This window comes from Streptomyces sp. NBC_01176 (assembly GCF_045039825.1).
Taxonomy (GTDB): Bacteria; Actinomycetota; Actinomycetes; order Streptomycetales; family Streptomycetaceae; genus Streptomyces.
The window spans coordinates 592,742-606,427 of sequence record NZ_CP108600.1; the positions used below are offsets into that span (position 1 = coordinate 592,742).

Genomic DNA, 13,686 nt, shown 5'->3' on the forward strand with positions numbered 1-13,686 from the left:
CACGCCCCGGGGAAATATCGCCCTTCTTCCCCCCCGGATACCGAACTGCCATCATCAACGCAGTGCGGCAACTTTCCTACGGACAAGGGACATTGAGGGCGGATGACATCCGGTCACGGTGGGGTGCGCGGTCTGCGCCGGGACGTCGCGCGGGGTCGGGAGATCGACGGTGTCCGCTTCGCCGCGTACGTGCTGCGTGCTGCCGCGCGCACCCAGCGCGTCCTCATCGCCGGGGCACGGTGCACGGGGACCGTGGATCTGCGCCAGGCCGTTCTCGATGCCCACCTGGAGTTCGTGAACTGCGTCTTCGACGGAGAGATCCGGTTGTCCGGCGCTGTCGTCAACTCCCTAGACCTCAGCGGTAGTCGGGTGACCACTCTCCTCGCCGACGGGCTGCGGGTGCGCGGGGACCTGGTGCTGCGCGAAGCGCGGATCGGAGCCGCCACCGCTGCGACTCCGTTCGTCGACTTCCGTACGGACGGCGACCGGGTGCCGGCCGCACGTCGGGTGTCCGAGGAACTGACCACCGCACCGCTGCGCCTGGTGGCCGCGCACGTGGACGGCGCACTCGTCCTCGAACGGGCGGTGCTGGGCGGCCCCGGCCCGTGGGCGCTGTTCGCCCCACGCGTCACGGTCGGTGACTCACTGCGCGCGAGCGGCCTGGAGTCGTCCGGCGGCCTCTACCTCAGGGACGGGCAGGTCAGTCACTCGTTGCTCTTCGAGGGCGCCTCGGTGACCGCGATCGACGCCACGGGTCTGCGCTGCGACGGTGGCTTCTACGCCGACTGGGGTTTCAGCTGCTCGGGACCTGTTCGCCTGCGCAGCGCCGAGGTCGCCGGCATCGTCACCTTTCATGACGCCGTGCTCGGCGCCCCTGCTGGTGCCGCGATCCTCACCCGGCTGCGCACGGCCCGCCTGCGCGTGGATTTCCGTACGAACCCGGCGGGCGCGGTCGTGCTTCGCGACGCGCGGATCGGCTCGTACGTGGATGCCCCGGGCAGCTGGCCGGCCGAGGGCGCGCTCGACGTGGAGGGGCTCACCTACGACCGGCTCGGGTCGGTCGAACCTGTCGGGGTGAAGGAACGGCTGACCTGGCTGGCCAGGGACGGCGCGGCCACCGCCGGTTCTTTCGAACAGCTTGCGCTGTCCTACCAGCGCACCGGCGACGAACGGTCCGCGCGGGTCGTCCGGCGCGCCCGCGAGCGCCGGACTCGGCGGTCGGAACGGCTGCCCGCCCGCGTCTGGGGCGCCGTCCAGGACGCGCTGTTCGGCTACGGGTATGCGCCAGGGCGCGCCCTGGTCTGGCTGATCGTCCTGGTGGGGGCGGGCTCCGCGTGGTTCGCCACGCACGCGCCGCCGCCGGTCAAGGGCGGGACGCAGCGGAACTGGGACCCCGTGCTCTACACCCTCGACCTGATCGTCCCTGTCGCCGGCCTCGGCCAGCGGACCGCCTGGGATCCGGCCGGAGTGGACAAGGTGGTGGCCGTCCTGCTGATCGTCGCGGGCTGGCTGCTCGCCACTTCGGTGGTGGCGGGGGCGAGCAGGTTGCTGAGCCGGAGCTGACACACGTCGGCGGGCCCCGGCTGCCGACCGTGCTTCGAAGGTGCCCCGGTCACGCCGGGTCGAGTCGCCCCGGCGGAGCCGGGACGGCCCCGCTCACAGGTCGAGGACCGCCCGGAGCGCGTTGTCGACGAGCTCCTGCTGCTGGGGCCCGATGGTGCCGAGCGGGGTGGCGGTCTCGAACCGTGCCGCGGACAGCTGAAGGACGTTGACGGCGACGACCGAGGCGTCGACCGGGGTCGTCAGGCGCACGCTCATGGCCGTGTCGGGATGCACGGCCGGGGCATGCAGGACGAGGACGACCACGGCACCGTAGGCGTCGGCGAGTCCGTCGAGGCTCACGACGAGCACCGTGCGGACACCCTTGCCGGTGTCGATGTCCCAGACGTCGCCCTTGCGGATCATCACAGGGCGTCGCCCTCGCCGTCGAGGTCGAGGGGCTCGAGCGTGGCGAGTACGCGGGCGGCGTCCAGGGTCATCTGCCGGCGCACGGCCCGGAGGATGTAGTCGTTCAGCGAGGGGGCGGCCGCCGCCGCGTCCCGCAGGGGCTTGTCCATGGTGTCGGGGATCCTCAGTGTGATGGCAGTCATGACACCAAATGTAGTGGCGGAATCGCCACCATCACAGCCGCTCGTGCGGACCAGCGTCGCGGGCGCCTTTCCCAGGTGGCAATTTCGGACGGATTGTCTGGTATGCAATGCCGATCTGCGCGGACGCGGTCGCTGCGGCAGGCACCTGCCGGATGCTCCAGCGTGCGGGGGGGGCCACGGGGCGGGCGCGGCAGGCGCGGCAGGCGCGGCAGGCGCGGCAGGCGAAGATCGCCGACGGTCGGGACCGGTGTTCGGGACCGCTGTTCGGGGGGTTCACCTGCCGCACCAGGAGTACCGCAACGGTCACCCACCGCATGTCAACGATCAGAAGAGAGCAGGCTGTTATCCGCTCCGCCGCTCCTTCCGTCAGTCCCGGAACAACTCGGCCGACCGGGCCGCACGGTACGTAGGGTCCGCTCACGGAGCCGCCCGGGGATTCCGGGCCGCGCAGAGCGAGGAGAGACCGGTATGGCAAGTGTGGACATCTCTTTGAAGGAGACCATGACGTCGATCGAGGGCGCGCTGGGTGCCGCTCTCGTCGACTACACCAGCGGCATGGCGCTGGGCACCCTGGGAGGGGGCAAGGACCTCGACCTGGCGGTCGCCGCCGCGGGCAACACCGATGTCATCCGCGCCAAGACCCGCACCATGGAACACCTCGGCCTCAAGAGTGACATCGAGGACATGCTGATCACCCTCTCGAATCAGTACCACCTCATCCGGCCCCTCAAGGGCCGGGACGGGAACGGCCTGTTCCTCTACCTCGTGCTCGACAAGGCGAAATCCAACCTGGCCATGGCCCGCCACCAGCTCAAGCGCATCGAGGCCGAACTGGAGGTCTAGCCAGCCGCGTCCTCCACGCCTCCGCACGCCCACGAATTGAAGAGTTCTTCATCTGGGCACATCCAGATCAGGCCAATCCGATGGGTGTGCGGGGCGGGAGACGCGAGGATCGGTCATCGGTCCGCAAGCGTCCGCCCGCGGCGGTACGCGCAGGGCCGCCGCGCCGGCCAGAGCCCAGTCCGTCAACCGCGGTAGGGAGCGAACGATCACCATGCAGGTCCCCCTCTACCAGGCCAAGGCCGAGTTCTTCCGCATGCTCGGGCACCCCGTGCGCATCCGCGTTCTGGAGCTGCTGCAGAACGGCCCCGTGCCCGTGCGCGACCTGCTCAACGAGATCGAGATCGAACCCTCCAGCCTCTCCCAGCAACTGGCAGTGCTGCGCCGCTCCGGGATCGTGGTGTCCATTCGGGAGGGTTCCACCGTCAGTTACGCGCTCGCCGGCGGCGATGTCGCCGAACTCCTGCGTGCCGCCCGCCGCATCCTGACCGAACTCCTCGTCGGCCAGAGCGAACTGCTGGCCGAACTCCGCCAGGCCGACGTCCGGCCGGCCCTGACCCAGGGCAGCGCGAGCCGAACCTCCTGAGTTCCCCCTCAGGGTTTTTTTGCGATTCCTCACGCCCGCGAACACGCCGTCCGCGAATGCCGACTCAGCGGACACAAGCATCCATATGGGCCCTTAATGCCCAGGGATGTACGCACGGCAGAAAACCGGCCACAGGGGGACGGGAGCGGAGGTCGGTGATCCACCCGACCCTCACCTCGCCGCCCGCCCTCCGTAGCGACCATACTGGGGAGCGCACGCCGCCTCCCACCTGCAAAGTGACTCATGCCCAAGTCGACCACCGCCCGCCCCACCGCTCCGGACACCGTCTGGCTGGCCAGAGGACGCCAGGCCGGGCCCGCGCCGCAGGAGATCCTCCGCGAGAACCTGCGGAGACTGAAGGCCGCCGAGACCATCCAGGACTTCCTGGAGACCGGGAACTCCACGGAGCCCGACGCGCACGTCTACGAAGCTCGCTGGGTCGTCGACGACACCGTCACCGTGCGTGCGCGCCTCACGACCGACGGACGCGAGCACGTGGGCGAGGAGCGACGCTGGACGCTGGCCGCCGAGGCGGACCGGCCCTGGGACCTCTCCTGGCCCTCTCCCGCGACGATGTTCTGGCCCGGGAACGACGAGGTCCGCTGGGACCACGACGTGGTCGGCGATCTCGCCCTGCAGGACATCAACCCACTTCCGCAGGAGGACAAGGCGCTGCGCCGCCTGCTCCGGGAGTCGGCGCAGCACAGCTGGAGCATCAACGTCGTCGTCCACGAGGCGATGACGACCGACCAGCGCGGCCGCGTCCCCCTGGCGCGCCTGCTGCCGCCGGCCCTGCGCCACCGCGTCGTGGAGCACCGGGCCGCGCCCGACCAGTTCCAGACGGTCAACTGGGCCCTTTACGACCTGGGCGTACGGGTGCCGCGCGGAGGCGCCGTGATCCTGCCCGGCTCGCCGGCCCGGACGGGGTACACGGAGCAGGACTTCACCGTGCGCAGTGTGTTCCTCGACGGGTCGGAGCCGACGGAGCTCCTGGAGAAGGTCGTAAAGTACGCCGCCCTGCCCAGGCCGCTGGCCGACGAGGCGGAGGAGGCCGTGACCGCGCTCCGGGAGCAGTGGCAGCTGCTGACGATGGAGGAGGAGCTGGACCGCGCCCGCGCGCTGGTGGCCGCCTACGCCGAAGCGCTCGACGCGATGACCAGGTCGCGCGACCAGTACCGCGAGGCGACCGAACTCGCGCACGCGGCGCTGGCCGAGATCAAGGAGTTCCGAGGGGCCGCGTCCCGGGCCCACGAGGGGTTCGACGACGCGGGCGGGCGCGGGCTGCCCCAGCAGCTGACGCGGACGTTCCAGCGGGTGGCCGGGGTCATCCGTCCACGCCGTACGGCACGGGACGGCGTCTCCGGCCGGAACGCGGGCACGTCCGGGGACGGGTCCGAGACGTCCGAGTGAGCGTACGGCCGGTGAGCGTACCGCTGGGTTGGCCCCCTCGGCCCAGGACGGCCCCTGGCGTCACGCTCCTCGCCACACGTTGGCGAACGCCGCGTTCTCGAAGGACCGGCGCTGGCGGACGGCTTCCAGCTCCATGACCGCGTCGTGGACGGCGGCCAGTACGGTCGTCACCGCGTCGTCGGTGACGACCGGTTCGTCCGCGGTCTGGTCGCCCTGGATCCCGACGGCCGCCGCGAGGGCGAGTACCACGGGCTCGTCCGCCGCCCAGCGGTGCAGGGCGCGACGGCGGGCGGCAGAATCGGCCACCGTCGTCCGGGCGGCCGCGAAAGACATCCGGCGACGGCGTTCCCGCGTGAGCTGGCCTTCCTCCTCCAGGACGGCCGTATAGGCCGAGAACAGATCACGGCCCCTGCGCCACAGCCAGTCGTCGACCGACTCGTACGGCACCTGCCGTACGAGCGACGCCAGGGCCTCGGCCAGGAGGCGGTCCTCGGCCGCGGTCTGCCCGGCCGGCACGACGCGATCGCCCGTCAGGGTGACGGCCCGCGCGCCGAGGAGATCGATCAGCTCGGCCCCGGCGAGCGCGAGGGACAGATCGCCCTGTCCCACGGGGCCGCCTGTGTCCACCTCGATGGCGATGATCAAGAGGTCCTTGGCCGTGGTCATGAAGGGATCTCCCACAGAGTCATCGCCGGCGACAGGTCGCTGAGCAGGTGTCCTGGTACTGCGCGGACAACGGACGGGCATCCGGTGTGCGGCCGCACGGCACGGTCCGACGTCGTCGTCGGCGACCGCCGCCGCGATCACGGAAACGGACCGCCGGGCCGACGGGCGTCAGGTCCGGCCGAAGTGGCCTCCAGCACTCGGGACTCTAGCGCCCCCGCTTCGCCTGGGCCGTCCGACGTGGGGGACGACACGGCGATGCCCCCGCACCGGATGCGGTGCGGGGGCATTCCGCCGGCGTCCGCGACATCCCGACGGCGGGGGTTCAGTGGCGGTGTCCGTCACCCCTGGACACCTGCGCGAGGACCGCGCGGGCCATCGCCGCCTCGCCCTTGGCGTTGGGGTGCGCCGGACCGGCGGGTGAGGCGGGCTTCAGCGGTTCGATCCAGCGGTCGGCGGGCGCCTTGCACATGTCGTGCCCGATCGTGGGTTTGTAGGTGTCGACGTAGTCGGCGCGGTTGAACAGCGCCACCGCGCGCATCACCAGATTGAGCCGCTTGCCCACGTCGCGCAGGTAGGGAAAGTCCCCCGCGGCGAACGGGACGGACGGATAGCAGCCACTGCCGTCGTCGGGCAGCAGGTCCGGGTAGCCGACCACGAGCACGCGGGCGTGCGGGGCCCGGTCGTGGACCGCGCGCAGTACCCGCGCCAGCTTGGGAGCCGTCTGCAGGATGCTCAGGGTCAGCTGGTCGAGACCCGACGCGTTGTAGTACTGCCGGCAGGGGTCGCCCGACAGGTCCTTCGAACTCAGCGCGGCACAGGTGCCGATGATGGAGCTGAAGCCGACGTCGTTCCCACCGATCTGCACCGTCACCAGATCCGTGGAGCGCCCCAGCGCGTTCAGCTGGGGACCGTTGGTCCCCTGCGCCTTCCACATGTCCTCGGTCGTCGCGCCGCTGCAGCTGACGTCCGTGAAGGCGCCGGTCCTGCGCGCGGCCGAGACCAGGGAGGGGTAGTTCTGGTCGGACCGGGCACAGTTCGCGTCGACCTGACGCGGGATCAGAGGGCCCGAGGTGTACGAGTCGCCGAGTGCCACGTACTTCTCGCCCCGGTGCGCGTGACCTCCGTCGGCCGCGGCGGGGGACGCCGCGACGACGCCGAGGAACAGGACGCCGCAGCCGAGGGCCGCTCCCAGCGCGGGTGCGTGTCGCCGTCGTGGGGCCGTGCCGCTCGGGACCATGTGATGGTTCATCAACTCTCCTCCGTCGTCGCTGACACAGCAAGCCCGATCACAGCCGTCGCCGGCGCTCCGGCCACGCCGAGCGCCACCACGGTCAGGAGAGCCCTGCCCTTGCAGATTCAACATCGCTTGTATACCGGCCGGTAGGTCGCTGGAACAGAGGTCTGACACGGGTGGCTCGGACGCGCCGGAAGGGCCCGCCGCTCGAGGCCGGGCGAATGGCCCCGCGCCGGACCGTCCTGCCGCTCCCGGAGCGTGGGGTCGGGCGTGACCCGGCCGGAAATCATGGGTTGGCCGAGAACATCTCCGACGGGAATCCGGTAGGAATCCTTCCGCGGTGCCCGGCGTACGCGGTACTCGCCAATAGCGTCCGGTGACGCCATGGAATCGTGAGGCGCGGCGAGTTCGCCCTTCCGGCGCTCCACACCTTCGATGTCGTGCGGCGATGAGGGAGATCACTCTGTGTGACAGCACCGTTACACCGCCTTCACGCGACGTACACTTCCGGCCGACCGGCGCTTCCGGTGTGCCGCCAGGGGCAGACGGTGCGCTCGCGGTTTGCCTAGCCTCCCGGCCCATGCGATCCACTCTGATGAGACGCCTTGGTCTCGCCGCCGTCTTCGCCCTTGTCCTCGCCGTGTTCGGTCTGGCCCCGCAGGCCAGCGCGGCCGAACCGGCTCCGGCCGACCTGACGTTCACGACCGACAGCGCCACCACCCATCCGGGTGGCACGGTGAACCTGTCGATGACGATCACCAACAACAGGACCTACGACATCTGGTTCGTGTACCAGACGATCGACCCGACGTGGCTGACCACGCAGCGGCCCGATCTCAAGTACAGCTTCACCGGGTGCAGTCTGGCCACGGCGGCCGGCAGCACGCCCTGTTCCGGCACCGGACCCGCCAACCTCGGCGCCAACTACGGGGCGACCGTCCCGCCCGGCCAGAGCCGGACCGTCACTCTGACGCTCCAGGTAGCCGCCGACTCCGGATGCAACGGGAACATCGGCTTCTACTCGTACTTCTACGCCGAGTTCAGCGACAGCACGAACTCCAGTGGTGGCCCGGCCTACACGCCCGAGACCCGCGTCCTCTGCTCCTGACAACGGGGCCCCGACAACGGGCCGGTGTCCACGTCGGATCAAGCCCCGCACAGGGCATCCGCGGGACACCGAGCCCGGGTGGCGGCCGGTCCGCGCGACGCGCGGACCGGCCGCCACCCGGCGTTCCGGGCTCTTGGGTCAACTCGATTCCGGTCAGGAGTCGGGGAGTTCACGTGGTCTGAACCACTGGCGGTCGGACGAACGGACGTTGCCGCTCCGCATCGGCTCCGCCTCAGGTCACCACCAGCCCACGGGACGCGGTGGCCCTCAGCGCCCCTGGTCCCACGACGACCGCCGGATGGGCGTTCCGGACACGGGCGTGACCAAATGGACGCCTGCGCTTTTCCGTCATGTTTCGCAACATGACCACGAAAGCTACACACAGACACCACTATGTGACGCGACGGATGCGTCGACGACCAACACCTGAGGGGGGCTGCGGCGTCGCGCAAGGGGGTGCGTCCGCTCCGGTGGAGCAGTACTCACCCCTGCCCGGGGAGGGGACTTCGCCGCATGAAGCGGACCATACGCACGACCGCGCTCACCGTGGGCACGCTGATCGCCTCGCTCGCCCTGCCGGCCGGCGCGGCACGGGCCGACACCACCACGCCCCGTATCGACCTGCGGGTGCTGGTCGTGAGCGACGGGGGGCCTTCGACCGACGCCATCGCGGCCGAACTGGACGCCTCCGGAACGCCGTACACCAAGGTCGACCTCCAGCAGTCCGGGCGGCCCGTGATCGACGCCGGGTTCCTCGCGGACACGGTGGACGGCCGGCCGCGCGCCAGGTTCCAGGCCGTCGTCCTGCCCAACGACAATCCGTTCCCGGCCGGCTCCGCCGAGATGGCCGCACTGTCCGCCTATGAGCAGTCGTACGCCATCCCGCAGGTCGACGCCTACACCTACGCGCGGCCGGAGGCCGGTCTCCAGTACCCGGTCAGCGGCGGTTACTCCGGAAGCCTCGACGGCGTGCGGGCCCAGGTCACAACGGCGGGCAAGGCCGGTCCATTCGCCTATCTCGCCGGTGCCGTGCCGTTCGAGGACAACTCCCCCACGGTGAGCGAGAGTTACGCCTACCTGTCCACACCCGCCGCCGGGGCGGACTTCACGCCGTACGTCGACGCGCCGATACCGGGGCAGTCGACGCGGGGCTCGCTGGTGGGCGAGTACCGGCACGACGGGCGTCGCGAGCTCGTCGTCACGTTCGTCTACAACCAGTACCAGCAGCAGTTCCGGCTGCTGGCCCGCGGCATCGTCGAGTGGATGACCGGGGGCGTGCACCTCGGCGCCTCGCGCAACTACTTCGCCGTCCACGTGGACGACGTCTTCGCCGCGGACGACCGCTGGGACACCCAGCTCAACTGCACGCCCGGCGACGTGGACTGCACGCCCGGGCAGGGCGTCCCCCACCCGATCCGGATGACCCCGGCCGACGTCGACCACGCCACCGCCTGGGAGAGCAGCCGGAACTTCACCCTCGACCTGGCCTACAACGGCGCCGGCAGTGTCGACCAGCGCGAGGACAACAACGGCGTCGACCTCCTCGCCGACCAACTGATCGCCGACCGCAACCGGTTCCGCTGGATCAACCACACCTACACGCACGCCTTCCTCGGCTGCGACCAGGACACCACCGTCGTGCCGTGGAAGTGCTCCACCAACGCCGACGGCAGCACCAAGTGGGTCAGCCGCAACGCCATCTCGGACGAGATCGCCAACAACCGCGTCTGGGGACAGACGGCCGGACTGCCGCTGGACACCAGCGAGTTGGTGACCGGAGAGCACTCCGGTCTGAAGGTCACCCCGCAGCAGCCGCAGGACAACCCCAACCTCGCCCCCGCACTCGCCGACAACGGCGTCAGCTGGCTCGCCTCCGACAACTCCCGTGATCCGCAGCAGCGTCAGGTCGGTCCCGCGGTGACCGTGCCCCGCTACCCGATGAACGTGTTCTACAACGCGGGGCGCGCGGCCGAACAGGTCGACGAGTACAACTGGATCTACACCAGCCGGGCCCAGGGCGGCAGCGGCATCTGCGAGGACCACCCCGACACCTCCACCTGCCTGCCCGCTCCGCTCGACACCAGCACCGGTTACACCGACTACATCGTGCCGCTGGAGACCCGGATCGACCTCGGTCACGTCCTCTCCAACGACCCCAAGCCGCACTTCATCCACCAGTCGAACCTGGCCGAGGACCGCATCGCCTACCCGGTGCTCGACGGCGTCCTTAACGCCTACTCCGGCCTGTTCGCGGACAACACCCCGGTGGTGAACCTGCGGATGAAGGACATCGGCACCGAGATGCAGCGCCGCGGCGCGTGGAGGACCGCGGTCGCCGCCGGTCAGATCACCGCCTACCGCATCGGCGACGCGGTCACCGTCCAGGCGCCCGCCGGCGTCGCGGTGACCGCCACCATGCCCGCGGGCACCACGAACGGCGCCGGCGGCTTCGGCTCCGCGTACGCCGGTGAGGTGTCCGGCTGGACCGCGTCGGCCGGCGTGCCGCTCACGCTCGGCCTGCCGTCGGCCGCCGCACGGATGCCCGCGACCGTCCACCCCGCGGCCAGGGTTCCCGCCACCCGCACCACGCCGCACACCCGGGTGCCGTCCGGCGTGACCCGGCGGACGCCGTACACCCCGCACAGCTGAACGGCGCACCGACCGCAGGTCCCGGCCGCTCTCTCGGCGGCCGGGACCGGAGCGACCACCCCACACCTCGGCCGTGGAGCACACCGATGCACGTTCACCACGGCGCGCGACGCCCCGGCGCGACGCGCGTCACCCTGCTCACCGAAGGAACGTATCCACACAGTCACGGTGGCGTGAGTGTGTGGTGCGACCAACTCGTCGGCGGCATGCCCGACATCGACTTCGACGTCGTCGCCGTCACCGGCACCGGGCGCGAACCGCTCGTCTGGGACATCCCCGAACACGTCACACGCGTCGTCTCCGTCCCCATGTGGGGACCCGCGCCCGACGGCCGTCAGCCGCGCGGGCGCCGCCGGAACCGCCTCGCCACCGCGTACGAGCAGTTCCTGACCGCCCTGCTCGATCCGTGCGCCGAGGACAGGTTCGGCGCCGCCCTCCAGGTGATGGCGCGGGCCGCGGCGGACGGCATGCTCAGCCCCTTCCTGCGTGGTGACCGGGCGATCGCCATCCTGACCTCGGTCTGGAACCGCCCCGGACTGGCCGTGCGCGAGGCCCGCCCGACCCTCCACGACGCGATCACCGCCACCGCCCTGCTGGAACACGCGCTGCGCCCCCTGGCGGTACCGCCGCCGGAGGACGGCGTGGCGCACGCCGTCAGCGGCGGCGTGGCCGTCCTGCCCGGGCTGGCGGCGCTCGAACAGCACGGCGTACCGCTGTTGCTGACCGAGCACGGCGTCTACCTGCGCGAGCGCTACCTCGGATACCGCACGGCGCCCTACCGCTGGCCGGTCAAGGCCGTCGTCCTCGGCTTCTTCCGGCTGCTGGCCGAGGAGACCTACCGGCGGGCCGCGTTGATCACTCCGGGCAACCGCTACAACCGGCTGTGGGAGGAACAGGGCGGCGCCGACCCCGATTCGATCCGCACCGTCTACAACGGGGTGGACCCGGCCGCGTTCCCGGCCGCCGGACCCGAGCCGGCCGAGCCCACCCTCAGCTGGGCCGGCCGCGTCGACCCGATCAAGGACCTGGAGACCCTCATCCGCGCCTTCGCTCTCGCCCGCGCCCAACTCCCGTCCCTGCGGCTGCGGTTGTTCGGGGGGACACCACGCGGAGGTGAGGGCTACCGGGAGCGGTGCGAGGCGCTCGCCGCCGAACTCGGTCACGCGGACGCGGTCACGTTCGAGGGCCGCGTCGAGGACATCAAGGACGCCTACGCCGCGGGCAACGTGGTCATGCTCTCCAGCATCAGCGAGGGTTTTCCGTTCACCCTGATCGAGGCCATGTCCTGCGGGCGTGCGACCGTCTCCACGGACGTCGGGGGCGTCCGGGAGGCCGTCGGCGACACCGGTCTCGTCGTACCACCGCGCGATCCGGCCGCCATGGCCGCCGCCGCGCTGGAACTGCTGGGCGACCCCGCTCGACGGCGGTCGATGGGCGAGGCGGCACGACTGCGGGTGATCGAGCAGTTCACCCTCCGCCAGACCGTCGACACCTTCCGCTCCATCTATCTGGAGCTGTCGGCGCTCGGCCGGATCACGACGCGCGACCCGTGGGTGGCGGACCCCGCCGCCGAGCTCACCACGGCGGACGAGCGGCAGAGGAGCCTGGCCGGATGAGCGGACCGATGGCGCTCGAACCCGGGGCGGCGGAAGGGGACACGCTGTCCTTCCGCCTCGCCGAGGACCGCACCCTCGCCCTGCGCCTGCCGGACCAGGGACCGGACCACGACGCGGTCGACCGGCTCGCCGCCGAACTGGCCGACCGGGTCGGGCCCGCCGTCCACCCGTACGAGGTGGCGGCGCTGCTGGAGTCGGAAGGGCTGACCGCGGAGGTGATCCAGCAGCGGTACGGACACCCCCATCTCTTCTCGCTCGCCTCCACACTGTTCGAGCGGGTGCCGCGCACCTTCCCCGAGCCCGCGAAGCCGTCCGACCCGTGGCGCCCCGACCATGTGCGGTGCGCCCTGCGCGGGGCACTGTTCGCGCTGCCCGGACTGGCCTATCTGCTCACCGCGCCGCTGTGGCAGGCCGACCGCCACACCCATGTCCTGATCCTGGCCGGGCTGGTCTCCTGGGCCTGGGGCCAGGCGCTGGGGCACCGGGCCTATCTGCGGATGACCACGGGTCGCAGGGAAGCGGGCCGTACGCTCCTCAAGGGCGCGCCCCTGGGAGCGGCGGTGGCGACGGCCGCCGGGGCGATCCTCGCAGGGGCCGGCACGGCGACCCTGGTGGCGGCCGCGCAGTCGGTGTATCTGGCGGCTGCCGGGGTGCTGTTGGTGCTGGGCCGGGAGCGGTTGCTGCTGGCGGCGCTCACCCCGCTGATCGGCGGCGCCGCGGTGCTGCCGTGGTGGGAGCCGGGTAATCCGCTGCGCGCCGGGCTGCCACTGCTGGCGCTCCTCGGCACGGTCGCCGCGGCGGGCTGGGCCCTGCGGACCACCCTGGTGGCCGCCCCGGTGGTGGACGACACGCGTCCGCGGCTGTTGCGGTCGCTGCCCTACGGACTGTTCGGGCTGGCCGCCGGGACGCTGGTCCTCCTGGAGGGCCACCGGGATCCGTACGGCGTGATCGTGCTGACCGTCAGCATGGGACCGGCCGAGTGGCTGCTGTACCGCTACCGGGGGCTTTCGGTGGCGGCCCTGCGGGCGACCGCAACCCCTGCCGCGTTCCTGTGGCGTTCGGCCGGCGTCCTCGCGCTGTGTCTGCTCGTCTATCTGCTTCCACTGCTGCCCGCGTCCCTCCTCACCGGTGCCGAGCCGGCCTCGCTCCTGCCGCTCGCGGCGACGCTGTGGACGGCGCTGCTGCTCCAGGCGTTCGGGGTGGCCTGGACACCGGCGGGGGTGTGCCTCACGGCAGCCGCGGCGGCCGGAGCGCTCACCCTCTTCTCGCTGCCACCGGGCACGGCGGTGCTGCCGCTGTGCTGTGGAGCGGCCGCGCTGTGTCTCACGGCGTGCGCGCTACGGCTGCTCGGGCGCCCCGCCGCGCATGCCTGACCCGCCCGGTCGGTGCCGCCGCACGCCACCACGCACCACCGACCACCGCACTGC

Annotated in this window: 12 protein-coding genes; 8 read left to right on the forward strand and 4 right to left on the reverse strand. The window is 71.4% G+C overall.

Going from position 1 to position 13,686, the window contains the following annotated elements; genetic code table 11:
• The first annotated feature begins 102 nt into the window (after positions 1-102).
• Positions 103-1,563 carry a hypothetical protein gene (locus OG199_RS02205; protein ID WP_405827587.1) on the forward strand — a complete coding sequence of 487 codons (1,461 nt, stop codon included), beginning with the start codon at positions 103-105 and terminating at the stop codon, positions 1,561-1,563.
• Between the two features lie 93 nt (positions 1,564-1,656).
• On the opposite strand, the gene OG199_RS02210 is transcribed toward OG199_RS02205, so the two are convergent.
• Together OG199_RS02210 and OG199_RS02215 are read right to left on the reverse strand one after the other, a co-directional pair.
• Positions 1,657-1,965 carry a type II toxin-antitoxin system PemK/MazF family toxin gene (locus OG199_RS02210; RefSeq protein WP_405834395.1) on the reverse strand — a complete coding sequence of 103 codons (309 nt, stop codon included), beginning with the start codon at positions 1,963-1,965 and terminating at the stop codon, positions 1,657-1,659.
• Entirely contained in the window at positions 1,965-2,150 is a 186-nt protein-coding gene (locus OG199_RS02215) for a hypothetical protein (RefSeq protein WP_356806704.1), read from the reverse strand. Before OG199_RS02215 ends, OG199_RS02210 begins: the two co-directional genes overlap by 1 nt.
• A 468-nt stretch (positions 2,151-2,618) precedes the next feature.
• Between OG199_RS02215 and OG199_RS02220 the strand changes: the two genes are divergently transcribed.
• The 3 genes from OG199_RS02220 (at position 2,619) to OG199_RS02230 (ending at position 4,986) form a co-directional block, all read left to right on the forward strand.
• The gene (locus tag OG199_RS02220) at positions 2,619-2,993 is read left to right on the forward strand and encodes a hypothetical protein (RefSeq protein WP_356806702.1); all 375 of its coding nucleotides are present in this window, start codon (positions 2,619-2,621) and stop codon (positions 2,991-2,993) included.
• Positions 2,994-3,204: 211 nt separating this feature from the next.
• Positions 3,205-3,576, forward strand: coding sequence for a metalloregulator ArsR/SmtB family transcription factor (locus OG199_RS02225; RefSeq protein ID WP_356806701.1), 372 nt, complete (start codon positions 3,205-3,207; stop codon positions 3,574-3,576).
• Between the two features lie 243 nt (positions 3,577-3,819).
• On the forward strand, positions 3,820-4,986 hold the full coding sequence (locus tag OG199_RS02230) for a hypothetical protein (protein ID WP_405827590.1): 1,167 nt from the start codon (positions 3,820-3,822) through the stop codon (positions 4,984-4,986).
• 60 nt (positions 4,987-5,046) lie between these two features.
• On the opposite strand, the gene OG199_RS02235 is transcribed toward OG199_RS02230, so the two are convergent.
• A complete protein-coding gene (locus OG199_RS02235; RefSeq protein WP_356806697.1) occupies positions 5,047-5,652 on the reverse strand; it encodes a GPP34 family phosphoprotein in 606 nt (201 codons plus the stop codon).
• Positions 5,653-5,974: 322 nt separating this feature from the next.
• Positions 5,975-6,901: an SGNH/GDSL hydrolase family protein gene (locus tag OG199_RS02240; protein WP_405827592.1), complete on the reverse strand. Its 927-nt coding sequence runs from the start codon at positions 6,899-6,901 to the stop codon at positions 5,975-5,977.
• Between the two features lie 565 nt (positions 6,902-7,466).
• Here OG199_RS02240 and OG199_RS02245 point away from each other — a divergent pair.
• The 4 genes from OG199_RS02245 to OG199_RS02260 all read left to right on the forward strand — a co-directional run bounded on the left by OG199_RS02245 (position 7,467) and on the right by OG199_RS02260 (position 13,632).
• Complete coding sequence (locus tag OG199_RS02245) at positions 7,467-7,994, forward strand: hypothetical protein (RefSeq protein ID WP_405827593.1); 528 nt, start codon at positions 7,467-7,469, stop codon at positions 7,992-7,994.
• Between the two features lie 513 nt (positions 7,995-8,507).
• Positions 8,508-10,643 (forward strand): hypothetical protein, encoded by a 2,136-nt coding sequence (locus OG199_RS02250; RefSeq protein WP_405827595.1) that lies wholly within the window; start codon positions 8,508-8,510, stop codon positions 10,641-10,643.
• An 86-nt stretch (positions 10,644-10,729) separates the two neighbouring features.
• Positions 10,730-12,259: a GT4 family glycosyltransferase PelF gene (pelF, locus tag OG199_RS02255; protein WP_405827597.1), complete on the forward strand. Its 1,530-nt coding sequence runs from the start codon at positions 10,730-10,732 to the stop codon at positions 12,257-12,259.
• Complete coding sequence (locus tag OG199_RS02260) at positions 12,256-13,632, forward strand: hypothetical protein (RefSeq protein ID WP_401804644.1); 1,377 nt, start codon at positions 12,256-12,258, stop codon at positions 13,630-13,632. Before pelF ends, OG199_RS02260 begins: the two co-directional genes overlap by 4 nt.
• The last annotated feature ends 54 nt before the right edge of the window (positions 13,633-13,686 follow it).